Annotated in this window: 28 protein-coding genes; 14 read left to right on the top strand and 14 right to left on the bottom strand. The window is 70.4% G+C overall.

Annotated elements, in window-relative coordinates; genetic code table 11:
* Window positions 1-15: 15 nt before the first annotated feature.
* Window positions 16-1,185: a glycine C-acetyltransferase gene (locus BLR04_RS24675; RefSeq protein ID WP_090769518.1), complete on the bottom strand. Its 1,170-nt coding sequence runs from the start codon at window positions 1,183-1,185 to the stop codon at window positions 16-18.
* A complete protein-coding gene (gene tdh, locus BLR04_RS24670; RefSeq protein ID WP_218129140.1) occupies window positions 1,185-2,285 on the bottom strand; it encodes an L-threonine 3-dehydrogenase in 1,101 nt (366 codons plus the stop codon). The genes BLR04_RS24675 and tdh overlap by 1 nt, the downstream gene beginning before the upstream one ends.
* A 162-nt stretch (window positions 2,286-2,447) precedes the next feature.
* On the opposite strand from tdh, the gene BLR04_RS24665 reads away from it, so the two are divergent.
* Entirely contained in the window at window positions 2,448-3,623 is a 1,176-nt protein-coding gene (locus BLR04_RS24665) for a Gfo/Idh/MocA family protein (protein ID WP_090769516.1), read from the top strand.
* Between the two features lie 148 nt (window positions 3,624-3,771).
* Window positions 3,772-3,912, top strand: coding sequence for a hypothetical protein (locus BLR04_RS40850; protein ID WP_176903269.1), 141 nt, complete (start codon window positions 3,772-3,774; stop codon window positions 3,910-3,912).
* Between the two features lie 44 nt (window positions 3,913-3,956).
* Here BLR04_RS40850 and BLR04_RS24655 read toward each other — a convergent pair whose 3' ends face one another.
* The 7 genes from BLR04_RS24655 to BLR04_RS24625 form a co-directional block, all read right to left on the bottom strand.
* On the bottom strand, window positions 3,957-5,036 hold the full coding sequence (locus BLR04_RS24655; protein WP_090769512.1) for an SPFH domain-containing protein: 1,080 nt from the start codon (window positions 5,034-5,036) through the stop codon (window positions 3,957-3,959).
* 3 nt (window positions 5,037-5,039) lie between these two features.
* Window positions 5,040-5,471 (bottom strand): NfeD family protein, encoded by a 432-nt coding sequence (locus BLR04_RS24650; protein WP_090769509.1) that lies wholly within the window; start codon window positions 5,469-5,471, stop codon window positions 5,040-5,042.
* 72 nt (window positions 5,472-5,543) lie between these two features.
* Complete coding sequence (locus BLR04_RS24645; RefSeq protein WP_090769507.1) at window positions 5,544-6,701, bottom strand: L,D-transpeptidase; 1,158 nt, start codon at window positions 6,699-6,701, stop codon at window positions 5,544-5,546.
* A 71-nt stretch (window positions 6,702-6,772) separates the two neighbouring features.
* Window positions 6,773-7,876: a fumarylacetoacetase gene (gene fahA, locus BLR04_RS24640; protein WP_090769505.1), complete on the bottom strand. Its 1,104-nt coding sequence runs from the start codon at window positions 7,874-7,876 to the stop codon at window positions 6,773-6,775.
* Window positions 7,873-8,643: a hypothetical protein gene (locus BLR04_RS24635; protein ID WP_090769503.1), complete on the bottom strand. Its 771-nt coding sequence runs from the start codon at window positions 8,641-8,643 to the stop codon at window positions 7,873-7,875. The genes fahA and BLR04_RS24635 overlap by 4 nt, the downstream gene beginning before the upstream one ends.
* Window positions 8,640-9,809: a homogentisate 1,2-dioxygenase gene (locus BLR04_RS24630; RefSeq protein WP_090769502.1), complete on the bottom strand. Its 1,170-nt coding sequence runs from the start codon at window positions 9,807-9,809 to the stop codon at window positions 8,640-8,642. The genes BLR04_RS24635 and BLR04_RS24630 overlap by 4 nt, the downstream gene beginning before the upstream one ends.
* Window positions 9,810-9,894: 85 nt before the next feature.
* Entirely contained in the window at window positions 9,895-10,524 is a 630-nt protein-coding gene (locus BLR04_RS24625) for an IclR family transcriptional regulator (protein WP_090769500.1), read from the bottom strand.
* 87 nt (window positions 10,525-10,611) lie between these two features.
* On the opposite strand from BLR04_RS24625, the gene BLR04_RS24620 reads away from it, so the two are divergent.
* Genes BLR04_RS24620 through BLR04_RS24605 form a run of 4 tightly spaced genes read left to right on the top strand, consistent with a single transcriptional unit; the run spans window position 10,612 to window position 13,910 of the window.
* The gene (locus tag BLR04_RS24620; protein WP_143022179.1) at window positions 10,612-11,271 is read left to right on the top strand and encodes a putative Ig domain-containing protein; all 660 of its coding nucleotides are present in this window, start codon (window positions 10,612-10,614) and stop codon (window positions 11,269-11,271) included.
* Between the two features lie 43 nt (window positions 11,272-11,314).
* On the top strand, window positions 11,315-12,445 hold the full coding sequence (locus tag BLR04_RS24615) for an NAD(P)/FAD-dependent oxidoreductase (protein ID WP_090769496.1): 1,131 nt from the start codon (window positions 11,315-11,317) through the stop codon (window positions 12,443-12,445).
* Window positions 12,446-12,473: 28 nt separating this feature from the next.
* Window positions 12,474-13,196 carry a helix-turn-helix domain-containing protein gene (locus BLR04_RS24610; RefSeq protein WP_090769494.1) on the top strand — a complete coding sequence of 241 codons (723 nt, stop codon included), beginning with the start codon at window positions 12,474-12,476 and terminating at the stop codon, window positions 13,194-13,196.
* 54 nt (window positions 13,197-13,250) lie between these two features.
* The gene (locus BLR04_RS24605) at window positions 13,251-13,910 is read left to right on the top strand and encodes a dihydrofolate reductase family protein (RefSeq protein WP_090769492.1); all 660 of its coding nucleotides are present in this window, start codon (window positions 13,251-13,253) and stop codon (window positions 13,908-13,910) included.
* Window positions 13,911-13,945: 35 nt separating this feature from the next.
* Here the strand turns inward: BLR04_RS24605 and BLR04_RS24600 are convergent, their stop codons facing one another.
* The gene (locus BLR04_RS24600; protein ID WP_090769490.1) at window positions 13,946-15,208 is read right to left on the bottom strand and encodes an MFS transporter; all 1,263 of its coding nucleotides are present in this window, start codon (window positions 15,206-15,208) and stop codon (window positions 13,946-13,948) included.
* A 189-nt stretch (window positions 15,209-15,397) separates the two neighbouring features.
* On the opposite strand from BLR04_RS24600, the gene BLR04_RS24595 reads away from it, so the two are divergent.
* On the top strand, window positions 15,398-16,693 hold the full coding sequence (locus tag BLR04_RS24595; protein WP_090769488.1) for a hypothetical protein: 1,296 nt from the start codon (window positions 15,398-15,400) through the stop codon (window positions 16,691-16,693).
* Window positions 16,694-16,712: 19 nt separating this feature from the next.
* Here the strand turns inward: BLR04_RS24595 and BLR04_RS24590 are convergent, their stop codons facing one another.
* Entirely contained in the window at window positions 16,713-17,609 is an 897-nt protein-coding gene (locus BLR04_RS24590; RefSeq protein WP_245740471.1) for an aldo/keto reductase, read from the bottom strand.
* On the opposite strand from BLR04_RS24590, the gene BLR04_RS24585 reads away from it, so the two are divergent.
* The 6 genes from BLR04_RS24585 (at window position 17,550) to BLR04_RS24560 (ending at window position 22,684) form a co-directional block, all read left to right on the top strand.
* The gene (locus BLR04_RS24585) at window positions 17,550-18,332 is read left to right on the top strand and encodes a LysR family transcriptional regulator (protein WP_245740470.1); all 783 of its coding nucleotides are present in this window, start codon (window positions 17,550-17,552) and stop codon (window positions 18,330-18,332) included. The genes BLR04_RS24590 and BLR04_RS24585 overlap by 60 nt on opposite strands.
* Window positions 18,332-18,592: a LysR substrate-binding domain-containing protein gene (locus tag BLR04_RS24580; protein ID WP_090769486.1), complete on the top strand. Its 261-nt coding sequence runs from the start codon at window positions 18,332-18,334 to the stop codon at window positions 18,590-18,592. Before BLR04_RS24585 ends, BLR04_RS24580 begins: the two co-directional genes overlap by 1 nt.
* Before the next feature lie 32 nt (window positions 18,593-18,624).
* A complete protein-coding gene (locus tag BLR04_RS24575) occupies window positions 18,625-18,825 on the top strand; it encodes an EF-hand domain-containing protein (RefSeq protein ID WP_090769484.1) in 201 nt (66 codons plus the stop codon).
* 80 nt (window positions 18,826-18,905) lie between these two features.
* Entirely contained in the window at window positions 18,906-20,567 is a 1,662-nt protein-coding gene (locus BLR04_RS24570; RefSeq protein ID WP_090769482.1) for an alpha-amylase family protein, read from the top strand.
* 44 nt (window positions 20,568-20,611) lie between these two features.
* A complete protein-coding gene (locus BLR04_RS24565) occupies window positions 20,612-22,366 on the top strand; it encodes a bifunctional metallophosphatase/5'-nucleotidase (protein ID WP_090769480.1) in 1,755 nt (584 codons plus the stop codon).
* A gap of 84 nt (window positions 22,367-22,450) precedes the next feature.
* A complete protein-coding gene (locus BLR04_RS24560; RefSeq protein WP_090769478.1) occupies window positions 22,451-22,684 on the top strand; it encodes a hypothetical protein in 234 nt (77 codons plus the stop codon).
* A 42-nt stretch (window positions 22,685-22,726) separates the two neighbouring features.
* Here the strand turns inward: BLR04_RS24560 and BLR04_RS24555 are convergent, their stop codons facing one another.
* Window positions 22,727-23,125: a RidA family protein gene (locus BLR04_RS24555; RefSeq protein WP_090769476.1), complete on the bottom strand. Its 399-nt coding sequence runs from the start codon at window positions 23,123-23,125 to the stop codon at window positions 22,727-22,729.
* A gap of 72 nt (window positions 23,126-23,197) precedes the next feature.
* Here BLR04_RS24555 and BLR04_RS24550 point away from each other — a divergent pair, with 72 nt between their 5' ends.
* Window positions 23,198-24,091 carry a LysR family transcriptional regulator gene (locus BLR04_RS24550; RefSeq protein WP_090769474.1) on the top strand — a complete coding sequence of 298 codons (894 nt, stop codon included), beginning with the start codon at window positions 23,198-23,200 and terminating at the stop codon, window positions 24,089-24,091.
* Window positions 24,092-24,139: 48 nt separating this feature from the next.
* Here the strand turns inward: BLR04_RS24550 and BLR04_RS24545 are convergent, their stop codons facing one another.
* Window positions 24,140-25,015, bottom strand: coding sequence for a GNAT family N-acetyltransferase (locus BLR04_RS24545; RefSeq protein ID WP_245740469.1), 876 nt, complete (start codon window positions 25,013-25,015; stop codon window positions 24,140-24,142).
* A gap of 112 nt (window positions 25,016-25,127) precedes the next feature.
* On the bottom strand, window positions 25,128-26,138 hold the full coding sequence (locus BLR04_RS24540) for a fatty acid desaturase family protein (RefSeq protein WP_245740468.1): 1,011 nt from the start codon (window positions 26,136-26,138) through the stop codon (window positions 25,128-25,130).
* Window positions 26,139-26,214 lie beyond the last annotated feature (76 nt).

The following is a 26,214-nucleotide window of genomic DNA, read 5'->3' as shown; positions in this document are numbered from 1 at the left end:
ACCGGGCGAGGATACTCAACCGCGCGCCTGGATGAACGCCTGGACCGCGCGGTCGACGTCCTCGGTGGAGTGGGCGGCGGACAGCTGGACGCGGATGCGGGCCTGGCCGTGCGGCACCACGGGGTAGGAGAAGCCGATCACGTAGATGCCGAGGTCGAGCAGGCGTTCGGCCATGGCGGCGGCCTTGGCGGCGTCGCCGATCATCACGGGGGCGATCGGGTGGTCGCCCGGCAGGATGTCGAACCCGGCCTTGGTCATCTCGCTGCGGAAGCGCGCGGTGTTCGCGCGCAGCCGCTCACGGGCCTCACCGGACGTCTCCAGCAGGTCGAGGATGCGCAGCGACGCCGAGGCGATGACCGGGGCGAGCGAGTTGGAGAACAGGTACGGGCGCGAGCGCTGGCGCAGCAGGTCGCAGATCTCCTTGCGCGCCGAGACGTAGCCGCCGCTGGCCCCGCCGAGCGCCTTGCCGAGCGTGCCGGTGATGATGTCGACCCGGTCGGTGACGCCGTGCAGCTCGGGCGTGCCGCGGCCGGTGGGGCCGACGAAGCCGACGGCGTGGGAGTCGTCGACCATCACCATGGCGTCGTAGCGGTCGGCCAGGTCGCAGATCTCGCGCAGCGGGGCGACGTAGCCGTCCATGGAGAACACGCCGTCGGTGACGATCAGCCGCCGGCGGGCGTCGGACGCCTCCTTCAGCCGGGCCTCCAGCTCGGCCATGTCGCGGTTGGCGTACCGGAAGCGCTGGGCCTTGGACAGCCGGATGCCGTCGATGATGCTGGCGTGGTTGAGGGCGTCGGAGATCACCGCGTCCTGTGCGTCGAGCAGCGTCTCGAACACGCCGCCGTTGGCGTCGAAGCAGGAGCTGTAGAGGACGGTGTCCTCCATGCCGAGGAACTCCGACAGGCGGCTTTCGAGCTCCTTGTGCACCTCCTGGGTGCCGCAGATGAACCGTACGGACGCCATGCCGAAGCCCCAGCGGTCGAGGGCCTCCTTGGCAGCGTCGACCACGGCCGGGTCGTCGGCGAGCCCCAGGTAGTTGTTGGCGCAGAAGTTCAGCACTTCCTGTCCGGCCACGCTGACCTGGGAGCTCTGCGGGGTGGAGATGACGCGTTCCGGCTTGAGCAGCCCGGCCTCGGCGATCTCGTCGAGCGTCGTACGCAGTTGCTCCCGCACGTTGGTGAACATCAAGCGCTCCTGTTCATGGTCGCGGCCGCTTCGGCCTCCGTTGGCTCGGTGCTCGCTCTCTCCGGCCGAGCTCCTCCGCTCCAGTCCAGAATGACCTTGCCCGTGCGGCCGCTCGCGGCCGTGTCGAAGGCGGCGTCGAAGTCTCGGTACGAGAACCGGTCGGTGATGACGGGAGACAGGTCGAGGCCCTTCTCCAGCAGGACGGACATGTTGTACCAGGTCTCGTACATCTCCCGGCCGTAGATGCCCTTGATGGTGATCATGGACGTCACCACGGTGGCCCAGTCGATGGCGAACTGCTCGGCGGGCAGCCCCAGCATGGCGATCTTCCCGCCGTGGGTCATGCTCGCGATCATCTGGCGGACGGCCGTCGGGTTGCCGGACATCTCCAGGCCCACGTCGAAGCCCTCGCGCAGGCCGAGCCGGCGCATGCCCTCGTCGATGGAGGACGTGGCGACGTTCAGGGCGAGCGAGACGCCGAGCTTGCGGGCGAGGTCGAGCCGCTCGTCGCTGACGTCGGTGATCATCACGTTGCGCGCGCCGACGTGGGTGGCGACGGCCGCGGCCATCAGCCCGATCGGGCCGGCGCCGGTGATCAGGACGTCCTCGCCCACAAGGGGGAAGGACAGCGCGGTGTGCACGGCGTTCCCGAAGGGGTCGAAGATCGCCGCGATGTCGGGGTCGATCGCCAGGCGGTGCACCCACACGTTGGAGGCGGGCAGCGTGACGTACTCGGCGAAGGCGCCGTCGCGGTTCACGCCAAGGCCGACGGTGTTGCGGCACAGGTGGCGGCGGCCCGCCATGCAGTTGCGGCACTTGCCGCAGACGATGTGGCCCTCGCCGCTGACGAGGTCGCCGACGGCGATGTCCTCGACGCCGGGCGCGACCTCGACCACGTGGCCGCAGAACTCGTGGCCGACGATGAGCGGCAGTTGGAGCGTGTTGCGCGCCCAGTCGTCATATTTGCGGATGTGCAGGTCGGTGCCGCAGATGCCGGTGCGGAGCACCCGGATCTTCACCTCGCCGGGACCGACCTCGGGCTCCGGGACGTCGACCAACCAGAGCCCGGGCTCCGCGCGTTCCTTGACCAGCGCTTTCATGGCACCTCTTCCCCCTCTGTGAACCTAACGCACTGTGCCCGCTCGTCCCGCCACGTGTCCATCGAGGGATTCTTAAGTGCCCCCACAGCTCTGCTTCACGCAAGCCCCCTCGGAGGGGACGAATAGGATGTCGATCACTGGATTGCCACGGAAAGGACACCAGTGGAGGACCTGCGCCTGGGCGTCATCGGACTGGGACTACGGACGAGTCTGGCGCTGGCCGCGCACCGGCCGGGTCGCGGCTCGGTCGTGGCGGCGCTGTGCGACTCCGACCCCGCGGTGCTCAAGAGCCGGGCGGGCCAGTTCGAGGCCGGGTACGTCACCGAGGACTACCGCGACCTGCTCGACCGGCCCGATATCGACGCCATCGTGGTCAACACGCCCGACGACACGCACGAGCGCATCGCGATCGACTGCCTGCGGGCCGGCAAGGCCGTCTACCTGGAAAAGCCCATGGCCATCACGGTCGAGGGCTGCGACGCGATCCTGCGCACCGCCCGCGAGACCGGCACCCGCCTGTACGTCGGCCACAACATGCGGCACATGGGCGTCGTCCGTCTCATGCGCGACATCATCCGCAAGGGCGTCATCGGCGAGCCGAAGACCGTCTGGGTGCGGCACTTCGTCTCCTACGGCGGCGACTACTACTTCAAGGACTGGCACGCCGACCGCACCCGTACCACCGGCCTGCTCCTGCAGAAGGCGGCCCACGACCTCGACGTGATCCACTGGCTGGCCGGCGGCTACACGACGCGGGTGAACGCCCTCGGCGACCTGATGCTCTACGGCGACCTGCCGCGCCGCGCCCCTGGCACGCCCCGTCCGGCGAACTGGCTGCAGGAGTACGACTGGCCGCCGACCGCCCGTACGGACCTGCACCACGTCGTCGACGTGGAGGACGTGTCGGTCATGAACATGCGCCTCGACAACGGGGTCATCGCGGCCTACCAGCAGTGCCACTTCTCGCCCGACTACGTGCGCAACTACACGGTCATCGGCACCGAGGGGCGCCTGGAGAACTTCGGCGACGGGCCGGGCGACACGGTGAAGGTCTGGAACACCGGGCCCAGCGGGTACCGCGCCGACTGCGACATCGCGTACCAGGTGCCGGCGGCGGAGGGCTCGCACGGCGGCGCGGACGCGCGGATCATGGCGGAGTTCTGCCGCTTCGTCCGCGAGGGCGGGGCGACCGACACCTCCCCGGTGGCAGCCCGCATGAGCGTAGCCGCCGGCCACATGGCCACCCTCTCGCTACGCAACGCCGGCCTGCCCTACGACGTCCCCCCACTCGACCCGGACTTGGCCGCGTACTTCGCCGACGGCCAGATACCCGAGTGAAGGAGCCGTCCCGGGAAGGGGCCCGGCGCCGCCGGCTCGCACACGTACGGGGAACTGGAGGCGCTCGGGCTCGCTCGTATGAAGGATCGTGATCCCGACGGGGTGCTTCGACCTCTTCGCCTCGATCAGGTTGCCCAGAGCGGCGGACATGCTCGTCGACGATCTTGCGCCCTATGGCGTGTCGGAGGATCGGGTGGTCGAACTGCGGAAGTGGATCGCCGCCTGGCGCGACGACCTGGCCCGTCGGTTGGGGGACGGCTTGCCGGGTGACGGTCGCGAGCGTGGCTGAACGTGTGAGAGGCGCCTGCCGGGTGGGCGGGCGCCTCTCGGATGTCAGCGGTCGGCCTCGGAGGGCTCGTGGGCGGCGGTTGAGGGGAACGGCGAGGGGTCCTGGGCGGCCTGGGTGAGTTGGCGGGGGCCCTTGGGGCGCTCCGCCTCCTGGGCGTCGGCGACCGCCTCGGCAGCCGCCTCCGAAGCCCTGGCGACGTCCGCGTCCGTCTCGGCCCCCACGGGCGCCTCGTCGCGGGTCGCCTCCGAGCGGGGCAGGGCCTCGGTGAACGCCTTCGAGACGCCCTGCAGCGCCGAGGTGACCTCGCTGGGGATCACCCAGAACGTGTTGCCCTGGCCCTGGGCGAGCTGCGGCAGGACCTGGAGGTACTGGTAGGCGAGCAGCTTCGGGTCGGGGTCGTTGCGGTGGACCGCCTGGAAGACCTGGTCGATGGCCCGCGACTGGCCTTCGGCCTCCAGGATGGCCGCCGAGCGCTGGCCCTCGGCGCGCAGGATGCGGCTCTGCTTGTCACCTTCGGCGGTGAGGATCTGCGACTGACGCTGGCCTTCTGCGGTGAGGATCGCGGCTCGCTTGTCGCGCTCGGCCCGCATCTGCTTCTCCATCGCGTCCTTGATGGTCTTGGGCGGGTCGATGGCCTTGATCTCGACGCGGTTGACGCGGATGCCCCACTTGCCGGTGGCCTCGTCGAGCACGCCGCGCAGCTGGCTGTTGATCGTGTCGCGGGAGGTGAGGGTCTTCTCCAGGTCCATCGAGCCGACGACGTTGCGCAGCGTCGTGACGGTGAGCTGCTCGACCGCCTGGATGTAGTTGGCGATCTCGTACGCCGCCGCCCGCGGGTCGGTGACCTGGAAGTACAGGACGGTGTCGATCTCGACGACGAGGTTGTCCTCGGTGATGACGGGCTGCGGGCGGAACGAGACGACCTGCTCGCGCAGGTCGATCATCGGGTAGACCCGGTCGATGTACGGGATGACGAAGTTGAGGCCGGGCTTGAGCGTGCGGTGGTAGCGGCCGAGCCGCTCGACGTTGCGCGCCCGGGCCTGCGGGATGATCCGCACGGCCTTGAACAAGGTGACGACCGCGAAAAGGATGATGAACAATCCGACTATGAACAGCGGATCCATGGATCACTCCCGGGGATAGACGAGGGCTGTGGCCCCCTCGATCTCGATGACGTCGACGGTCGTCCCGGCGGGGATGACGAGGGTCTCGTCATAGGCGCGCGCCGACCATTCCTCGCCTTTGATGCGCACGCGTCCGTCGGTGCCCGACACTTCCGAGACGACGTAGGCGGGCTTCCCGACAAGTGCTTCCACACCGAACCGCTGCAACGGGGGTTGTCTGACGTGACGCATCGCGATCGGCCGGAGCACCAGCAGGCCCGCGGCGGAGGAGGCGGCGAAGAAGATCAGTTGTAGGGGGAGGGGCAACCCGAGCGCCGCGGTCGCGGCGGTGAGGAGAGCGGCCGCGCCGAGCAGTCCCAAGGAGGCCGTCAGAGTGAAAATCTCGGCCACGCCGAGAACGACGGCCAGGATTACCCAGATAATCCATTCATCCATGTGTGGCCCTCCTGTTGGGACAACGGGCCGGTCTCCTGTGGGGGGTTCCCTTTCTCTACCCTAATCCTGATATCACCGCTCCGGCACCTGCTGACGTGGTGCCGGCGCGCTCTCTTGCCTCCATTTCTCCCATGTCAGCTGCCAGAAACCCCAGCCGTTGTGCCATTCGAGCCGGCGGGAGGTGCCGGTGATGACGACCGGGTCGCCGCGCAGTGACGTGGCGTAGAACCAGGCGGCCTGGTCGGGCCTGGCGTTGACGCAACCGTGGCTGACGTTTTGCCGGCCCTGCGCCCAGACGTTGTCCTTGGCGTGCACGTATTCGCCGCTGTCGGAAATGCGTACGGCGTGGTCGATGAGCAGGTCGTAATACTCGGGGTCGCCTTCCTCGCGGCCGGGGGAAATCATCCGGACGGGATTTCCCTTGTCCATGGTCAGGTGGACGCCGCTGGTCGTGGTGTATTCGTACGTGGTGGCCATGCCGGCGCTGATGGCCATGTGGCGCACGGGCCTGCCGTCGCGGGTGACGGTCATCTGGTGGGTCTTCGTGTCGACGGTGCTGCGCTGGTCGCGGCCGACCGCGAACGAGAACGTGGTGTCGGTGGCGCCGTAGAGGCCGGTGCCGGCGCGCACGCCCGCCAGGTGGGCGGTGACCGTGACGGTCTGCCGCGCCGGCCAGTACGTACGGGTGCGGTAGACGACCCGGGTGGGGCTCGTCCAGCGCCAGGCCCCTTCGACCGGCCGTTCCGCGGTGACCTCGAGCGCCCGTTCGACGGCCGCGCGGTCGGGCACGGCACGGTCGAAGTCGAGGATGATCGGCATGCCGACGCCGACGGTCTCGCCGGGCAGCGGGACGGTGGAGATGAGCCCGAGGGTGCTCGGCGCCTGGCGGGTGCGGATGCGTCCCATCGCCACTGCGGCGGGCGAGCCCTGCCGGACGGCGGTGGCGGTCACCGTGTAGTCGGTGCCCGGCCTGAGCGTCCAGTCGGTGCGCCACGTCGTACGCGTCGGGTCGAGCCGGCCGGGGACGGGCTCGCCGCCCTGTGAGACCAGCACCTGGCTGAGCGTGCCGCCCTGGGCGGTGACGACCAGCCCGCGGTCGGTGCGCGCCCGCTCGCTGTCGAGCGCGGGCGAGACGTGGACGACCGGGGGCGCCGTGGGGGTCTCCGCCGCCGAGCTCCCGCACCCACTGACCAGGGCAAAGGCGACAAAGAACAACGCGGCGCGCCGCATGTGACTCCTGCTCTCCGTTGGAAGGGAATCCAAGATTAGCGGTGAGTCACATGTTGAGCACGCCGAGTCACTTATCCGACGGTTCCGGACACCTCGCCCAATGTCAGGTTGCCTGCCGTGGCCCTGATGGTCACCGTGTCGCCGTCCTGGAGGAACGTGCGCGTCTCGCCGCCGGGCAGCTTGATCGGTTCGGTGCCGTTCCAGGTCAGCTCGATGAGCGAACCCCGCTGCTCCGGCTCGGGGCCGGAGATCGTGCCGCTGGCGAACAGGTCGCCCGTCCGCAGGGACGCGCCGTTCACCGTCATGTGGGCGAGCATCTGGTCCGGCGTCCAGTACATGGCCGAGTACGGCGGCCGCGCCACGACCTCGCCGTTCAGCAGGACCTCCAGCGAGACGTCCAGCCCCCAGTCGCCCTGGCGGCGCAGGTAACCGCCAGGCTCCGGGTCCTGCGGGCGGCCGGGGACGCGCGGCAGCGCCTCCAGCGGCGTCACCCACGGCGAGACGGACGTGGCGAACGACTTGCCGAGGAACGGCCCCAGCGGCACGTACTCCCACGCCTGGATGTCGCGCGCGCTCCAGTCGTTGACGAGCGTCACGCCGAACACGTGGTCCTCGAACGCGCCCGCGGGCGAGCCCATCTCGGTCGGCACACCGATCACGAAGCCCAGCTCCGCCTCGATGTCGAGCTTCTCGCTCGGTCCGAACCTGCCGGGCCCGAGCTGCCCGTGCGGGCGCCGCACGGGTGTGCCCGACACCACGACCGTGCCCGCCCTGCCGTGGTAGCCGACGGGCAGGTGCCGCCAGTTGGGCTGCAGCGGCTCGGAGCCCGGACGGAAGATCTTGCCGATGTTGCTCGCGTGCTCCAGCGAGCAGTAGAAGTCGACGTAGTCGGCCACCTCGAACGGCATGTGCAGGCGCACCCGCTCCAGCGGGACGAGATGCGGCTCGGTCACCGCGAGGTCGTCGGTGAGCTTGACCTGGATCAGCCGCCTGGTGCTCTGCCAGGCCGTACGGCCCCGCGCCATGAACGGGTTGAGCGACGGGGCGGCGAACACCTCGTCGTGCAGCGCCGGGGCCAGGTCGAGGATGCGGTCGCCGTACCGCACCCCGACCCGGGGCTGCTGCCCCGGGCAGGAGAAGACCGCGTAGGGAAGGTTGTCGACGCCGAAGCTCACCGGCGGGCCTCCTGGATCAGTCCGAGCGCCTGCAGGTCCTCCAGCGGCGCTGAGGTGTTGCACGAGCCGTAGCTCACCAGCAGGTGGCGGGCCCGTTCCGCGGTGTCGTCCTCGACGGCGTTCGCCATCCGCACGAGGTGGCCGACGTCGGTGGTGCGCAGCACGGGCGCGGGGTCGCGGCCCTCGACCGCCTCGCAGACGCCCAGCAGCAGGTTGAGGAAGCCGTGCCGGTCGACACCTATCGACGGGTCGAAGTGGCGTACGGCGTGGTGCAGCCCGGCGGTTGCCTTGAACGGGGCGTTGTTGTCCACGCAGAACCGGATGAACTGCGCGAGAGCCTCGACCGGCGGGAACTTGTCCGCCGACGCGCCGCCGCAGCGCACCTTCAGGCCCGCGCCGGCGGGGACGTCCAGTCCCAGCCTGCCGGCCGGGACCTCGACGAACAGCCGCACGCCCGGCGGCAGCGACAGCTTGGCGGCGAGCGCGGCGATCGACGTGCCGGGCGGCAGCGTGGTCTCCACGATGTCGACGGGCAGGTCGCCGAAGTCGGGCACCTCGTCGGTGTCGAGGATGAGCCCGATCCTGCGCGGCCGGTCGGCCTGGTCGCGCAGCCGGTCGATCCGGCTCGCGGGGCACAGCATGCGGTGCGTGAGCACCGGATGGCCGCCTTCGAGATCACGGCGGTGGCGGGCCAGCGCTTCGTCCATGTGCAGGGACGTCGGCGGGAACAGGCCGGCGTCGTCCACCAGTGCGTTGTAGAGAATCATCGTGCCCAGGTCCAGGCGTACTCGGGGTCCTCGCAGGACAGCGCGTCCCTGCCGAGGTCCAGCGGACGGAAGGTGTCGACCATGACGGCCACCTCACTCGTCGTCGTGACGCCGCGTCCCACGGCGTCGATCACGGCTTCCACCGCGCCCGGCTGCGGGCCGTGCGTGAACCCGGCGGGGTGCAGCGAGATCGAGCCGACGTCGATGCCGGACCCCCTGCGCGCCGAGTAGTCGCCCCCCACGTAGAACATGAACTCGTCGGAGTCGACGTTGTGGTGGTTGTAGGGGATGGGAATGGCCTCGGGGTGGTAGTCGAGGGGCCGCGGGCAGAACGAGCACACCACGAACCCCGGACCCTCGAACGTCTGGTGCACCGGCGGCGGCGCGTGCGTCCGCTTCACGACGGGCTCGAAGTCGTCGATGTTGAACGCGTACGGATACAGGCAGCCGTCCCAGCCGACGACGTCGAACGGGTGGTTGCGGTAGACGAGCCTGGTGAGCCCGCCGCGGGTGCGGACGAGGACGGGCACCTCCTCGCCCTCCACGAGGAGCGGCTCGGACGGCGCCCGCAGGTCGCGCTCGGAGTAGGGGGCGTGCTCGAGGAACTGGCCGTACTGCGACAGGTAGCGCTTCGGCGGCCTGATGTGCCCGGACGCCTCGATGACCAGCGCGTTGACCTGCCCGTCGGGTACCCAGCGGTGGATGGTGCCGGTCGGGATCACGACGTAGTCGCCAGGGCCGGCCTCTATCGCGCCGTACGTGGACTCGAAGCGGGCCCGCCCGCTCTGCACGTAGACGCACTCGTCGCCCATGGAGTTGCGGTAGAGCTCGCTCGCCCGGTCGCTGGTGGCGTACGAAAGCCGGACGTCGGCGTTGCCCGCCAGCAGCATGCGTCCCGACACGAGGTCGCCCGCCGAGGTGAGCTCCTGGGTGCGGAAGTGGCGTGGGGAGAGCGGGACGTTGGGCTCCAGCCGGGGCGCCGTCAGCTGCGTGACGGCCTCCGCCTTGACGATCGCCGTGGGCAGGTGGCGGTGGTAGAGAAGTGACGAGTCGGACGAGAAGCCCTCCTCGCCCATCAGCTCCTCGGCGTACAGGCCGCCGTCCGGCCGCCTGAACTGCACGTGCCGTTTCCGTGGCACCTCTCCCACGACCCGGTAGTACGGCATCCGGCACCCCGCTCCCCATGGCGTCCGTTTATCGGACAGTTGTGTCCTCTATACGTGCCTACCGTCCGCCATCGTCCGGATGATGTCAACCCAGCGCGGCGGCCAGCTCGGCGGCGGCGGCCACGACGCGCGGTCCGCTGGACTCCTCCAGCGCTCCGAACGTCACCACCCCGACCGATGCCTCCAGCCACGGCAGACCGGGGACGGGCGCGGCGACGCCACGTGCCCCTTCCTGCAACTGCCCCTCAGAGAGGAAGTAGTCGTGCCGTCCCTGGCGCAGGGCGAGGATCGCCCGCCCCGCCGCCCCTTTCGTCAGCGGGTGACGTGAACCCTCCCGATAGGCCACGTGCATCTGCGTCCAGGACGGCTCCACCACCGCCACCGCCAGCCCGTCGTCGCCCTCGGCCACGGTCAGGTGCGCGGTCGCGCCCACCTGCTCGGCCAGCCTCCGCAGCGTCGGCACCGCAGCCGCGCGCAGCAGCGGCTGCACGGCCTGGGCCAGCGCCAGCACGCCGAACCCGAGGTGCACCAGCCCTTCGGCGTCACGGCGGACGAACCCCTCGCCCAACAGGGTCGTCAACAGGCGGTACACCACCGGCCGGCTCAGCGACAGCTCCGCGCTGAGCTCGGTCGGCGTGCGCCCGCCCTTGCCGTCGGCCAGCAGGCGCAGCAGGCGGAGCCCGCGTTCGAGGGTCTGAGCTGATTCAGCGGCCATGCGACCGATTATGGGACGCCCGTGTGCGGTGCGAGGTGACGCGGGGCGCGGAAAGGGGTACGTACCGGGCTACGTGTACCGGGGGTGATGATGCGGCATTGGTGGGTCGTCATGATCGCCGGGCTGGCCGTCTGCCTGGTGTCGCCGACCATGTCGTCGATCAACACCCCCGTCGTGGAGATGTCGGCGGAGCACCCGGCCACGCCGAGCACGTTCCACGTCGCCGAGTACGCCCAGCCCGACGAACTGCTCGTGGTCGACACCGTCTACCTCACCGACGGCATCGCGGTGAGCGAGCGCCTGCTGCCCCACGCGGACGGCGTCGTCTTCCATCCGGGCCACCTCGCAGCCGGTGTCAGGGTCGCCGAGGACGGCAGCCTGTCCGGCACCGCGCGCGGCCCCGGCACGTACGTCGCCCGGGTGCGGGGGTGCGTCGGGGTGAAGTGCTCCGAGAGCGACCTCACCCTCGTGGTGTACGCCAACGTGCCGTGGCAGCCGCGCGAGCTGACCTTCCCCGGCAGGGTGGGCGTCCCGCTGCGCGGCGAGATCGGCATCGAGGGCGGGCCGCCGGGCGCGCTGCCCACCTTCACCGTGACCGACCACAGCAAACTGCCCCGGGGCGTGAGCATCGGCCCCGACGGCGCGGTGAGCGGCACCCCGGCCGCCGGCGGCGTCTACGAGGTGCCGGTGCAGATCTGCGTGGCCGGCAACTGCGCGGGCGTCGTCGTCCAGATGATCATCGTCTGACGGTCTCTTGCGGCGGGAGGCCGTTTTCGGCCACCGTGTTGTCATGAAATCGGTCGTTGTGGTCGGGGCGGGCATCTGGGGCTCATCGCTGGCGTTGCGGCTGGCCGAATCCGGATGGCAGGTGACGCTGGTCGAGCAGCACGCGCCGGGGAACGTCCGCCAGTCCAGCGCGGGGGAGACCCGGCTGCTGCGCTGCGCGCACGGCGCGGACGACTGGTACGCGCGCCTCGCCCGGCAGGCCAGGGACGGCTGGCGGCGGCTGGGCGAGCGGACCGGCGTCGAGCTCTACCAGGAGGCCGGCATGATGTGGTTCGCCGGCACGCCGGACGGGTGGGAGCACGCGAGCGCCCAGGTGCTGAACGACCTCGGCATCCCCTGCGAGGTGCTCGACCCGGCCGACGGCCGCCGGTTCTTCCCCGACTTCCGCGGCGACGACCTCAGCTTCCTGCTCTGGGAGCCGAACGCCGGCGTGATCAGGGCCAGACGGGCCACCCAGGTGACCGCCGACCTGGCGCGAGCCGCCGGGGTCAGGCTGGTCAGGGCGCGGGCGGTGCCGGTGGCGGGCGACGCGGCGCCGTACGCGTGCGCGGTCGAGATCGACGGCGAGGTCCGGCACGCCGACCGGGTCGTGTGGGCGTGCGGCGCGTGGCTCCCAGCGCTGTTCGACGGGCTGCCGATCACCGTGACCAAGCAGGACACGCTGCACTTCGCGGTGCCGGCCGCGTGGTCGGTCCCGGAGACGCCGGCCTGGGTCGATCACGGAGCCTCGGCGTACGGGCACGGCGACGTGGACGGCGTCGGCATGAAGGCCACCTCCGACGCCGAGGGGCGGCCGTACGAGCCGGAGCACGGCTCGCGCGCGGTGGACGCGGAGAGCGTCGAGCAGGCGAGGGCCTACCTGCGGCGCCGGTTCCCGTCGCTGGCCGCCGCGCCCGTGCTGTTCAGCCAGGTCTGCCAGTACGCGCTCACCCCCGACGCCGAGTGGCTGCTCGCCGAGGCCGCGCCCGGGGTGTGGCTGCTCGGCGGCGACTCGGGGCACGGCTTCAAGCACGCCCCGGCGCTGGCCGGGTACGTGGCCGAGGTGCTCGACGGCGAGCGCGCCCCCGAGCCCCGCTTCGGCCTGCACGAACGCACCCCGTCGCGAGGCCTGCGTACCAGCGGCCGCGTCGGCTAGCCCCGGACGATCGGAGGTCGACAAGGCCATGGTCCTGCGGTTCGAGCATCGCGACACCGAGATCGGCGCGAGCGTCATCGACCGCGTGTGGCGCACCCACAGCGATGCCGAGGACACGATGACGTCCGCGGCCCGCACCTGCTGGCACCTGATCCTCTCGCGGACGCGGGGACGCCTGCTCGCCGGCCTGCGCGGGCCCGAGACGAGGGCGACAGTCGCGCCGGTTCCGGCGGACACCGAGTTCATCGGGGTCCGGTTCGCGCTCGGCACGGTTCTTCTGCCGCATCCCGCGGGCTCGTTCGTCAACGGGGACGTGTCGTTCCCGGTGACGGACTCAGGCAGGATGGTCATCGGCGGCGATGAGTGGGAGGTGCCGACGTACGAGAACGTCGAGCACTTCGTCCGTCGGCTGCAGGACGCGGGGCTGCTGGTGCGATCGCGCCTTGGCGACGGCGAGCGCGAGCACCCCGGGGCCGACCCGACCGCGCGTACTCTTCAGCGTCGCTACCGCGCGGCGACCGGACTGTCGCGGACCGCTGTGACGCAGATCGACCGCGCGAACGCCGCGGCCGCGATGCTGCGCGACGGCCACGACTGGCACGCGGTCGTGGCCAGGCTCGGGTACTTCGACCAGGCCCACCTCGCCCACGCGTTGCGTCGCTACGTTGGGCGCACCGCGCGCGAGCTGCGGTCCGGCGAGCCCGCCGCGATGTCGTTCCTGTACAAGACCCGTCCAGGGCCTGGGAGCTAGCGTCCGCATGCCGGTCGGCCGTGACCGGCACGCGACCCGACTTCCGGAGGAACCGTGCTGCTCAGCGTCAACGTCTTCGTCAGCCTCGACGGCGTCATGCAAGGGCCGGGGGCCCCCGACGAGGACCGCTCCGGCGGCTTCGACCGCGGCGGGTGGCTCGTTCCGCACGCCTCGGCGCACACGAACGAGGTTGTCGAGAGCTGGTTCCGTGCGGCCGACGCCTTCCTCTTCGGCCGCACGAGCTTCGATCTGCTCGGTGGGTACTGGCCGAAGGTCACCGAACCCGGCAACCTGATCGCCACCAAGCTCAACACGCTGCCGAAGTATGTCGCCGGCTCGACGCTGTCCGACGAGGAAGCCGACTGGAGCCCGACCACTGTCCTGCGTGGTGAACTGGTCGACGAGGTACGCCGCCTCAAGGAGCTTCCCGGTACGGAGCTCCAGGTTCACGGAAGCTGGAAGCTGGTGCAGACGCTGCATCAGGCAGGGCTCGTCGACGTCTACCGGCTGCTCCAGTTCCCGGTCGTCGTCGGGACGGGGAAGCGCCTGTTCCCGGACGGATCAATGCCCGCGACGTTCGCCGCCGTGGAAGAGGGTTCGCGGGTGCTGCCCGGGGGCGTCGTCTCGCTGACGCTCGAACCCGCGAGCCACGGCGCGATCTCCGCGGGCGAGTACGCCGTGGACGAGGGGCGCTCGGTGACGGTCCTCGACTGACTGCGAGGCTGACCAGGGCCGGCTCGCGGCGGCGCTCAGCGCGCGTCGGCGTCGGCCGGGGCGGTGTCGTGGCGCTGGGGGGCGCGCAAGTTGCGCACCCCGGGCGACAGCAGCGCGGCCAGTGTGGCCACGACGATGATGACGGCGCAGCCGAGCAGCGACTCCTCGGTGCCGAAGAAGGCGGCGGCGCCGCCGGCCGCCAGCAGCCCGATGGGGCCGAACATCAGCGACCCGAGCATGTCGTACGAGCTGACCCGCGACAGCGACTCGGCCGGGACCTCGCGCTGCATCGTCGTCTGCCACAGCACGCCGAACACGTCGAAGCACACGCCGAGCACGAACCCGCCGGCCACGATCGCCCAGAGCGGCGCGTCGAGCCCGAGCAGCAGGTACGGCAGGGCGGTCGGCAGGCACAGCAGCACGCCGACCAGGATCGGCCTGCTGGGCCGCAGCCGCAGCGACAGCGTCACTCCGGCGATCGTCCCGACGGCCTCGCCCGCGAGGAACGCCGACCAGGCGGCGGGGCCGCCCAGGCTCTCCTTCGCCATCAGCGGGCCGAGCACGCCGTGCCCGGCCTGGATCGCCATGACCAGCAGGGAGAACTGCGCGACCACCACCCAGATCCACTGCCGCGAGATGAACTCGCGCCAGCCGTCGCGCAGGTCGGCGAACATCGAGTGGCTCTCGCCGCGCGGCCGCGCGACCGGCTCGAGGCGGAGCATCGCGAGCAGCACGCCCGCGGCCGCGAACATCGCGCCGCTCGCCACCAGCGCCCAGCCGCCGCCGAACAGGACGACCGTGCCGCCGCCCAGGACGGCGCCGGCCACGCGGGAGGCGTTCGCGCCGAGGCCGAGCAGCGCGTTGCCGGTCTGCAGCCGGTCGGCCGGCACGACCTCGGGGATGATGCCGGTCAGCGCGGGGAACGCGATCGCGGTGCCCACGCCGCTCAGCGCGGCCGCGGCGCCCAGCGCGGGCAGCGGGGTCCAGCCGGTGAGCAGCATCGCCGCCAGGCCGAAGAACCCGGCCGCCATGAGAAGCTCTCCGGCCATCATCACCCGCTGGCGCGGCAGCCGGTCGGCGATCACGCCGCCGACCAGGATGAACGCGATCATGGGCACCGACTCGGCGGTGAGCACCACGGACAGGGTGGAGGCGGTCGCCCCCGGCAGGCCGAGCACGCCGAACGCCAGGGCGACGGGGGCGAAGGCGCTGCCCAGGACGGAGACGGTCCTGGCGATCAGCAGCAGGGTGAAGCGGCGGTCCCGGAGCAGCCCGAGGTCGCGTAGGTATCCGTGCACGAGCGCTCTACCCCCTGCGAATGGCCAAACCCCGTAATTCTGCCCGACGGGGGAGAGGTTGTCTCGGGGGTTTTCTCGTCGACGTCAAGCCGACTATGGCGTGAACAAAGCGTTGATGTCGTTGAACGTTATGGGTCGTCCGGATAGTGTGCGGTTTGCCCGCGATCACACCCTGAAGGTAAAGGCCCTATGAGACAGCGGTTACGGCAGGTCTTCGTCATCGGACTCACTCTCTCCTTGCTGGGTATCGGCGTGCCCGCCTGGTCCGAGGACGACCCGCGCGGCTGCAACGACCAGCTGCCCGCCGGCACCCCGTCCTATGTCGTCTGCCGCTGGCTCAACACGCCCGAGGAAGCCCTGGAGACGGCGAAGTTCTGGCTTGACAACGACGGTCAGAACATGATCGACGCCGGCCCTCGCAACCCGATCACCATCGACTGCGAAGAGCCGGGTGCCGTGTGCCCGACCGATTCCGAGGGTGACGGGGAGATGCACGACGTCGACAGCCCCGACGTCCCTGGCGCCCAGGACGGCGGCACCCCCGAGTGCCGGACCGGCGAGCAGTGCTACACCGACCCCAACGCGGTCACCGAGGCCGAGAAGGCCTCGGCCATGGAGACGCCGGCCGGGCAGGCCGCGAAGCAGGCGGTCGCCGACACGCCGATGCGCATCTGGATCGACACCGAACTGGCCGACGACTACAAGGCGGGCAAGCTCGCCGAGGCCGCGCGGAAGGTCGCCGCGCTGGCCGCCGCCCAGCCCGGCGTCGTGGGCGTCCGGTTCACCTCGCAGCTCGGCTTCAACCAGGCCTTCGCCACCGCCGACGAGCTGGACAAGTTCGTCGCCGAGACCTCGGCCACGCTGCGCGCGCTGCTGCCGGGCAAGAAGCTGGCCGCGCACACCGTCGTCCCCGTCCTCGGGTGCGGCGCGAACGAGGCGTGCAAGACGCAGATGAGCAAGCAGTACCCGATGCCCGACCCCGACCGCGTCGGAGCGTGGCTGGCCAACGGCTACCTCGACCAGCTGGGCCTGGACAGCGGCCACCTGGCCACCGCCTACACCGGCTACGGCATCGACGCCGCCGAGGCGCAGCGCAACCAGTGGATCGAGGTCGGCGCCCGCGCCTGGGACGTCTACGCCCAGATCTCCGCCGAGGACGCCACCTTCACCTCCGCCGGCGCCGCCCGGCTCACCGACGAGCAGGCCGCCCAGGCCGTCGCCGACCACATCGCCACGCCGTTGCAGAGCGACGCCGCCCAGACGGTCACGCTGTGGAGCCGCTGGCAGAACGACAAGGGCCAGGTCAACCGGGCGTACGGCGAGAAGTGGGCCGCCAACGCCACCTGGGACCAGCTGAAGAAGCTCAGCTCGATCCGCCCCCGGCTGGCCACCCTGTACGACCCCGCCCAGCCCGAGGTCGACATGGCCACCGACCTGAAGCACCTCTCCGAGGTCTTCGGTCAGGTGTACCTGCACGCCGCCTGACACACGCGGGCGCGATGCTTCACAGCAGCGTCGCGCCCGCCACCTCGGCCTTGGCCAGCGCCTCGGCGACCTGCGCCAGGGTGTCCTGGTGCAGGGTGACGTCGGCGGCGGCCACGTTCTCCTCGATGTGCGCCGGGGTACGGCTGCCGGGAATGGCGACCACGTGCTCGTCCTGGTGCAGCAGCCAGGCCAGGGCGAGCTGCGCCGGGGTGAGGCCGAGCCGCGCCGCGATCGTCCTGATCGGTTCGTAACGGTCGTGGTTGGCCGCGAGGTTCTCGGCCGAGAACCGGGGCGCGTTGTGCCGGAAGTCGCCCGCGCCGAGCTCCGTGACCCCGCCGGTCAAAAAGCCGCTGCCCAGCGGGCTCCAGGCCACGATGCCGACGCCCAGCTCCCGCGCCGTGGCGAGCAGATCGGCGTCCACGGGCCGCCACATCGACCACTCGTTCTGCACCGCCGCCACCGGATGCGCCGCGTGCGCCGCCCTGAGCTGGGCGGCCGTCACGTTGGACAAGCCGAGCCGCCGAACCAGCCCGTCACGCACCAGCTCGGCCATCGCGCCGACGGTCTCCTCGATCGGCACGCCAGGGTCGGGATAGTGCGCGTAGTAGAGGTCGATCACGTCGGTTCCCAGGTTGGCCAGGCTGCGCTCGGCGTAGCCCCTGATCAGGCGGGGCTCGGCGTTCACACGCAGCTCGCGGAAGGCGTAGCCGACCGGGAACGCCCGGCTCTCCTCGCCTTCCTGGACGGCGAGACCGAACTTCGTCGCGACCACCACCTCGTCCCTACGGTCCTTGATCACCCGGCCGACCAGGCGTTCGTTGTGGCCGTCGGCCCCGTACGCGTCGCTGGTGTCCACGTGGGTCGCGCCGGCGTCGAGGGCCGCCCGCAGCGCCCGCTCGGCGCGGGCGTCGTCCACCTGGCGCTGGAACGGCAGCTCGGGTTCCGGGTGTTCGAGCGGGTGCACAGCGGGGTGGTGCTCACCCGGCAGGGCGCGGCGCTGCTGCCGGTGGCGCGCGACCTGCTGGAGCGCTGGCGGGACGGGGTCGAGGCGGCGCGGGCCGCGGCGCCGTCCGGGACGCTGGTGATCGGGATGCAGACGGCCGTGGGGCGGGGGCTGCAGCAGGAGGCGCTGCGGCGCTTCCGCGAGGCCATGCCGGGCTGGGAGGTGTCGTTGCGGCTCGTCGGCTGGGACGACCCCAGCGGCGGGCTGGCCGACGGCTCGTCCGACGTGGCGTTCCTCTGGCTGCCGGTGCCGCCGGGAGTGCGTACGCACGTGCTGGCCAGTGAGCGGCGCGGCGTGGCCGTGCCCGCCGGGCACCCTCTGGCGGAGCTGGACGAGGTGCCCTTCGCGGCATTGCGCGACGAGCCGTTCATCGCGCTGCCCAGGGCCGCCGGGCCCCTGCGCGCGTTCTGGCTCGGTGTGACTCCTCCGCTCCCTGAAAGGAAGCGGCTTCTCGCTCCCGCTTCCACGGGAGGCGACGGCCAAGCCCTGACCGATGCTCCAAGGCACGAACCCGACTCTATCCTGTGGAGACGACGCATGCGTAAGGTTCTGTCACTGCACGCTCGGGCCTTGACGGCCCTCCCGCTCCCGATTCCCCCGACGGCTGAAGCCGCCGGTCCCCTCGGGAGCCGCTGATGGACGTACGCGACGACGAACCGGTCGTCGGGGTCACCACGAACACTCCCGAGGAGGTGTTCGAGGCGGTGACCGGCGGGCTCGGCGTCGTCCTGGTGTCGGAGGGCAACGCCGCCCTCTACCACCGGCCGGGGGTGACGTATCGGCCCGTGGCGGGGCTGCCGCCCGCCGAACTGGCCATCGCCTGGCGCGAGGGCGACGTACGTCCACAAGTCACAGTATTTGTCGACGCGCTACGACAAGTCGCGACTAAGGTCTGACGCGACAGCTGATCTCGTGAGAAGGGCGCCCCATGAGCGACTACGCCACCACCTTCGAGCTGATCGACGCCGACGCCGACGGCCGGATCTCCGCCGTCGAGCTGGTCCGGCTGATGGACGTGCTCGGCAAACCCGTGTCGCTGCAGGCCGCCGAGGAGGGCGTGCGCAAGCTGGACCAGGACGGCGACGGCCTGATCGACCTGGCGGAGTTCAGCGCCTTCCTGGGCGGCTGAAGACCGCCGTTCTTGGCCGTTCGATGGGTCCCGCTTGGGGTAGGGGCGCGACCCATGAGTGAAGCAACGAGGTGGTTCCGATGCGGCTGACGTACACCTCGGACGTCTGGTGGAAGAACGCGGTCGTCTACTGCCTGGACGTCGAGACCTTCAAGGACGGCAACGACGACGGCGTGGGCGACTTCCGCGGGCTGACCCAGCAGATCGACTACCTGGCCGGGCTCGGTGTGACGTGCCTGTGGCTGATGCCGTTCTTCCCGACCCCCAACCGGGACGACGGCTACGACGTCACCGACTTCTACAGCGTCGACCCGCGCCTCGGGACGCTCGGCGACTTCGTGGAGTTCATGCGCACCGCCCACGACCGGGGCCTGCGGGTGATCGCCGACCTCGTCGTCAACCACACCTCCGACCGGCACCCCTGGTTCGAGCAGGCGCGGTCGAGCCGCGAGTCACCCCTTCGCGACTGGTACGTCTGGTCCGACGAGCCCGAGCCGGACAGCCCCGACCAGATCGTCTTCCCGGACAAGGAGCACAGCGTCTGGGAGTACGACGAGAAATCCGGCCAGTACTACCTGCACAGCTTCTACCGGCACCAGCCGGACCTCAACGTGGCCAACCCCGAGGTCAGGAACGAGATCGCGCGCATCCTCGGCTTCTGGATGGAGCTCGGCCTGTCCGGCTTCCGGGTGGACGCGGTGCCGTACCTCATCGAGAACGTCGACCCCGAGCTCGCGAGCCCGCACGACTTCCTCGCCGACCTGCGGGCGTTCATGACCAGGCGGCAGGGCGGGTCGATCCTGCTCGGCGAGGTCAACGTCCCGTACGAGGAACTGGTCCGATACTTCGGGGACGGTCTGGGCGACCAGATCACGATGTGCTTCGACTTCATCGGCATGCAGAGGGCGTGGCTGGCGCTGGCCCGCAGCGACGCCACCCCGCTCGCCGAGGCGCTGCGCGAGCGCCCGAAGCCGCCGAAGGACTGCCAGTGGGCGATGTTCCTGCGCAACCACGACGAGCTGACGCTCGACAAGCTCACCGAGGACGAGCGGCAGGACGTCTTCGAGGCGTTCGGCCCGCGCGAGGACATGCAGATCTACGGCCGGGGGCTGCGCCGGCGGCTGCCCACGATGCTCGGGGGCGACCTGCGCCGGGTCAAGATGGCCTACAGCCTGCTCTTCTCGCTGCCCGGCACCCCCGTGATCTTCTACGGCGAGGAGATCGGGCTGGGGGAGAACCTGGAGGCGGAGGGCCGGATGGCGGTCCGCGTCCCGATGCAGTGGTCGCCGGACGGCGGGTTCAGCCGCGAGCGGCCGGTCCGCGACGTCCCGGAGGGGGCCTTCGCGCCCGACCGGGTCAACGTGGCCGACCAGAAGCGGGACACCGACTCGCTGCTGCGCTGGTTCCAGCTGCTGATCGAACGCTACCGCGAGTGCCCCGAGCTGGCGTGGGGCGAGTGCACCGTGCTCGACGGCGGTCATCCGGCGGTCTTCGCGCACCGGTGCGACGCCGACGGGGCCACGGTGGTGGTCGCCCACAACCTGTGCGACACCGCCCAGGACGTGGTGCTCAAGCTGGACGGCCTCGCGGGCAGCCGCCTCACGGACCTCCTGGTGGACGGCACGGTCACGGTGGCGCAGGACGACACCGTACGGGTGCCGCTGGGCCCGCACGGCTGCCGGTGGCTGCGCGCCTCGACCGCGGAGGGGCCGCCGGAGGACGCCTCGGTCAAGGCGCGTTAGCAGCGTGACCATTGGTTGATGCGCGGTCGTTAGCCTCCAACACCATGCAGACGAAGAAGCTCGCCCTGGCCGGGGCGGCCGCGCTGAGCGGACTGGCCCTCGTGGCGCCGCCCGCGTACGCCGGCCCGCCCGCGAAGACGGTCACCATCACGGTGATGGGCACGTCCGACCTCCACAGCAACGTTCTCAACTGGGACTACTTCAAGGACGCCGCCTACTCCGACGCGCAGGGCAACGCCGTCGGCCTGGCCAAGGTCTCCTCGCTGGTCAACAAGATCCGGGCCGAGCGCGGAGCGGACCACACACTGCTGTTCGACTCGGGCGACACCATCCAGGGCACGCCGCTGGCGTACTACTACGCCAAGGTCGAGCCGATCACCGAGACCGGTGAGACCCACCCGATGGCCAAGGCCATGAACGCCATCGGGTACGACGCCGTGACCCTGGGCAACCACGAGTTCAACTACGGTCTGCCGCTGCTGGCCACCTGGGTCAAGCAGATGCGCGCCCCGGTGCTGGGCGCTAACGCCGTCGACGCGGCGACGGGCAAGCCCGCGTACCAGCCGTACGTGATCAAGACCATGAAGGTGAAGGGCGAGAAGCCGATCAAGGTGGGCGTGCTCGGTCTCACCAACCCGGGCGTGGCCATCTGGGACAAGGCGAACGTCGAGGGCAGGCTCCGCTTCACCGACCTGGTCGAGTCGGCGAGGAAGTGGGTGCCGGAGATCCGCCGCGCGGGCGCGGACGTGGTCGTCGTCACCGCGCACGCGGGCGACGACGGCATGTCGTCCTACGGCGACGAGCTGCCGGTCGAGAACGCCTCCGCGATGGTCGCCGAGCAGGTGCCGGGCATCGACGCGGTGCTGTTCGGCCACGCGCACAACGACGTGCCGCAGCGGTTCGTCACCAACAAGGTCACCGGTCAGCAGGTGCTGCTGAGCGAGCCGGGACGGTGGGGCAACCGCCTGTCGACGCTCGACTTCCAGCTCGCCAAGCAGCGCGGCAAGTGGGTGGTGACCGGCAAGTCGTCCACGACGCTCGCCACGAACGCGGTCCCGGAGGACCCGAAGATCGTCAAGCTGCTCAAGCCGCAGCACGACACCACCGTCGGCTACGTCAACGAGGTCGTGGCCAAGTCGGCCGAGCAGCTGTCGGCGGCCGAGTCGCCGTACAAGGACACGCCGATCCTCGACTACATCCAGAAGGTGCAGGAGGAGACGGTCAAGCAGGCGCTGCCGGACAACACGCTGCCGGTGCTGTCGATCGCCGCGCCGTTCAGCCGGAGCGCCGTCTTCCCCGCCGGCGACATCCGGGTGCGCGACGTCGCCGGTCTGTACGTCTACGACAACACGCTGCTGGCGATCAAGCTGAACGGCGCCCAGATCAAGGACTACCTGGAGTACTCCGCCAAGTACTTCAACCAGCTCGCCCCCGGCGCCCCGGTGGACCTCGCCGGCCTGACGAACGCGGGCGGCACTCCCGACTACAACTACGACCAGCTCTCCGGCGTGTCGTACGACGTCGACGTGGCCAAGCCGGTGGGTCAGCGCATCGCGAACCTGACCTACCAGGGACAGCCGGTCACCGCCGACCAGGAGTTCATCGTCGCGATCAACAACTACCGCCAGTCGGGCGGCGGCGGCTTCCCCCACGTCACCGGGGCCGAGGTGGTCTACAACGCGCAGGTGGAGATCCGCCAGGCCCTGATCGAGTACGCCACCGCGCAGGGCACCATCGACCCGGCGGACTTCGCGGTCGCCAACTGGAGGCTCACCCGCGACGGCGCCCCGCTGTTCTGACGGGCTCCCCGCCACCGGGCCGTGCCCGGTGGCGGGATGTCGCACCCGGGTAATCCCCGCGACATATCTGGGTAGAGGTTTCGGATGAGCACAAAGGACGAACTCCGGCAGGTCGAAGCGGACCTCGACCGGTTGCGAGCCGAGAACCGGGAGGTGCGCGCCCAGATCGGCGACATGGGTGCGACCGACCAGGTGGAGATCTCGGCCATCATCAGCCAGGCGGACGAGCAGGTCGAGCTGATCGCCGAACTCGAACGCCGCCGCGACGGCCTCATCCGGCGCCTGGAGGAGGAGTCGGGACGCGAGGGCGCCCGCTGAGGGCCTCGGTGAAGCTCTTCGGGGTGCTGCCGCTGCCGGTCGTCAACCGGCGTGGCCCCCGGGCCGTCGTGCGTACACTTCGATCTCGAACTTCATCCGGGCATCGGACAGGCCGCACACGAGCATCGTCGCGGCCGGGCGGATGTCGCCGAAGTAGCGGCGCAGAGTCGGCCAGCACGGCTCGAAGTCCGCACGGTCGGGTAGCAGGTATCTGACCCGGACGACGTCGCCGAACGAGCAGCCCGCTTCGGCCAGCGCCGACGCGACGTTGCGCAGGGCCTGTTCGGCCTGCTCGACCACGTCGGCGGAGATCGTCATGGTCGTGTAGTCGAACCCGGTGGTCCCCGACACGTGCACCCAGTCGCCGTCGATCACCGCCCGCGCATAGCCGATCTGCTCTTCGAAGGTGGATCCACTCACGATCGCGCGTCGTTCCGTCATGTGGCGAAAGGTAGGCAAACAGCAGCGATATGTCCAATACTCCGCACAGCCCCATCTGATATCTCTAAAGGTATGGACCGTCCCGAGCTCAGGCTCCAGCAGCTGCACGCCTTCGCGGTCCTCGCCGAGGAACTCCACTTCGGACGCGCGGCCGAGCGGCTCGGCATCGCGCAACCGCCACTCAGCCAGCAGATCCGCCGACTGGAAGCGAAGGTCGGGCACCCGCTGTTCACCCGAGGACCCGGCCCGGTCGCCCTCACCGCGGCAGGACACCAACTCCTGCCCGCCGCACGGCGCGCACTTCACGAGGTCGCCGTCGGCCTGGACACGGCCCGCCGCGCCGGCAGCGGCGAGGCCGGTCGTATCCGGATCGGCTTCGCCGCCTCCCTCGCGCTGACCGTGCTGCCGGGCATGCTGCGCGCCTACCGCGATCAGTTTCCCCAGGTGGAGATGGAGATCCGGGAGATGACCACAGCGCCGCAGGTGACCGCTCTGCGCGAGCAGGTGATCGACGTCGGGCTGCTGCGCGAGCCGCCGGACGAGCCCGGTCTGGCGAGTGAGACGATCCTGTCCGAGGAGTTCATCGCGGTCCTGCCGGCCGCCCACCCCCTCGCGGCCCGGCGCGTCCTGCCGATCGAAGCACTCGCGCACGAACGGTTCGTGCTGCTGCCCCGCAGTGCCGGACCGAAGTTCCACGACCGGATCATCGATCTGTGCCGCAGTGCGGGATTCGAGCCCCGTACGGGCCAGCAGGCCATCGAATGGCAGACGGTCTGCGCGCTCGTCGAGGCAGGACTGGGAGTCTCACTCGCTCCGGCGAGCGTCCGCCGGATCCGCCTCAACGGTGTCGCGTACCGGCGGATCAGCCCGAACAGCGCACGCACCACCGTCGCCGTGACCTGGCGTCGCGACGACCAGAACCCTCTGGTCAGCCGGTTCGTGGAGGCCGCTCGCAACCAACCCTGAAGCCGCCCTCTCCGCACGACGCGACCGGCGGCATCGCGATCCTGATCCTCACGTGTTCCTCTCGACCACGTAGTACGTCTTGCGATGGAAGCCGGTCACCGTGGCGCCCTCCCCCATGAGGCCGCCCAGTACGTCGCGCACGGCATGCCGCCACGCCTTGGCGGCGCCGGCGTCCTCCCCGCGCAGCCGCTCGATGTCCTCGGGGACGGCGACCAGCACCACGCGCCCGTCGGTACGGCCCTCGACCGGGCGGTCGCCGTCGTCGGCCAGCCCCACCACGGCGTCCTCGGGCACCGGCGGCAGGTACGGCACCCCCCGTCCGGCCGCCTCGACCCGGGGATCGGTCAGCGGCCACGCGGCCAGGACCCGGTCGGACTCGTCGCCGTGGTTGATGGCGTCGGCCATCACGCCGTAGAAGTCCGGCAGGTACTCCACCGGCAGCGCGCCCAGCTTGGTCAGGTTGAAGTGCGCGTTGCGGCGGACCAGCGGGTCGTAGGTCCAGGTGATCCGGGAGATCCCGTGGTCGAGCGCCCACAGCCGCTGGTGCCGCTTCAGCTCGAAGCCGATGCCCCGGCCCCCTGCCACGCCCGTGTTCTGCGAGTGCAGGGTCGAGTCCTGCCCGAAGAAGCCCACCGACGCCCCGACCATCCGGTCGCCGTGGAAGGCGCCGGAGACGTAGTTGCCCGCGTGGGTCAGCGCCCGCATCAGGCCGGCGGTGATCGGCCGGCTGTCCGGCTCGAACCCCCAGATCCGCCCGAACAGCTCGTCCACCTGCTCGAACTCCTCGTACGCGTGGAGTTCCCTGATCATGGTCGAGGTCGTCGACGTCGAGTGGTCGACCCCGGTGCTCCCCGGCACGGCCCCGGCGTACCCGATGTGTTCCTCCAAAGTCGATCCGCTGCGGATCGCGCGTCGCTCCGTCACCCGACGAACGCTAGGAGGACCAGGGATTATATGTCCAATATGTGCTGGCTGATGCGTTGATATCGGTGGACGTATGAACCCAGCGTCGTGGCCGCCGAGCCGCTCCCGCCTCTCAGCGAAGTGCGGCGCCGACCTCGTGCAGGTGGCGTAGCGCCTGGCCGTACGACTCGATCAGGCCGGTCTGCAGGTAGTCGACGCCGATCTCCGCGCAGTAGCGCTGCACGATGGGCTGGGCCCGGCGCAGGTTCGGGGCGGGCATGCTCGGGAACAGGTGGTGCTCGATCTGGTAGTTGAGCTGGCCGAGCGCCACGTCCGTGAGGACGCCGCCGCGTACGTTGCGTGAGGTGAGCACCTGCTTGCGGAGGAAGTCGAGCTTGTCGTCCTTGGTGAGCACCGGCATGCCCTTGTGGTTGGGCGCGAACGTGCTGCCCAGGTAGATGCCGAACAGGCCCTGGTGGACGAGGAGGAACACCAGCGCCTTGTCCCACGGGAGCACGGCGAACACGAGGCCGAAGTAGAGGACGGCGTGCACGAGGAGCAGTGCGAGCTCCGGCGTGCGTCGCTTGGCCGAGGGGTCGAGCAGGGCCTTGAAGCTGGCGATGTGGAGGTGCCAGGCCTCCAGGGTGAGCAGCGGGAAGAACCAGAAAGCCTGATATTTGGCAATAAAGCGCGGCAAGCCGGTGCTGCGGGCGACCTGATCCGTCGACCAGACGATCACGGCGGGGGAGACGTCCGGGTCGTGGTCCTCGTGGTTGGGGTTGGCGTGGTGGCGGTTGTGCTTGTGCGTCCACCAGCCCCAGCCGAGCCCGATGCCGAGATTGCCGATGATCAGACCGGCCACGTCGCTGGGCCGCCGCCTCCTGAACACCTGCCGGTGTCCGAGGTCGTGCCCGATGAACCCGAACTGGCCGAACGCCACGGCCAGCCCGACCGCCACGAGCAGTTGCAGCCAGGAGTCGCCGACCCAGACGAACGCCGCCCAGCAGCCGAGGTAGAAGAGCGCGGTGAGGCTGATCCGTACCGCGTAATAGACAGGACGCCGGTCGAGGAGACCGGCGTCCGAGATGCGCTGAGCGAGCCGGGCGAAATCGCTGCCTCTGTCGATCGTCCTGGGAATGACCACGGATCTCCTAGCCTCGCGGAGCGGAATGCGACCACCATGGCGTATCGACCACGAATCCGGAAGCATGATCCGCCGG

Origin of the sequence: Nonomuraea maritima (genome assembly GCF_900100395.1) — a bacterium.
In the GTDB taxonomy this organism is placed as follows: Bacteria; Actinomycetota; Actinomycetes; order Streptosporangiales; family Streptosporangiaceae; genus Nonomuraea; species Nonomuraea maritima.
This window is presented reverse-complemented; position numbering and strand designations above follow the sequence as displayed.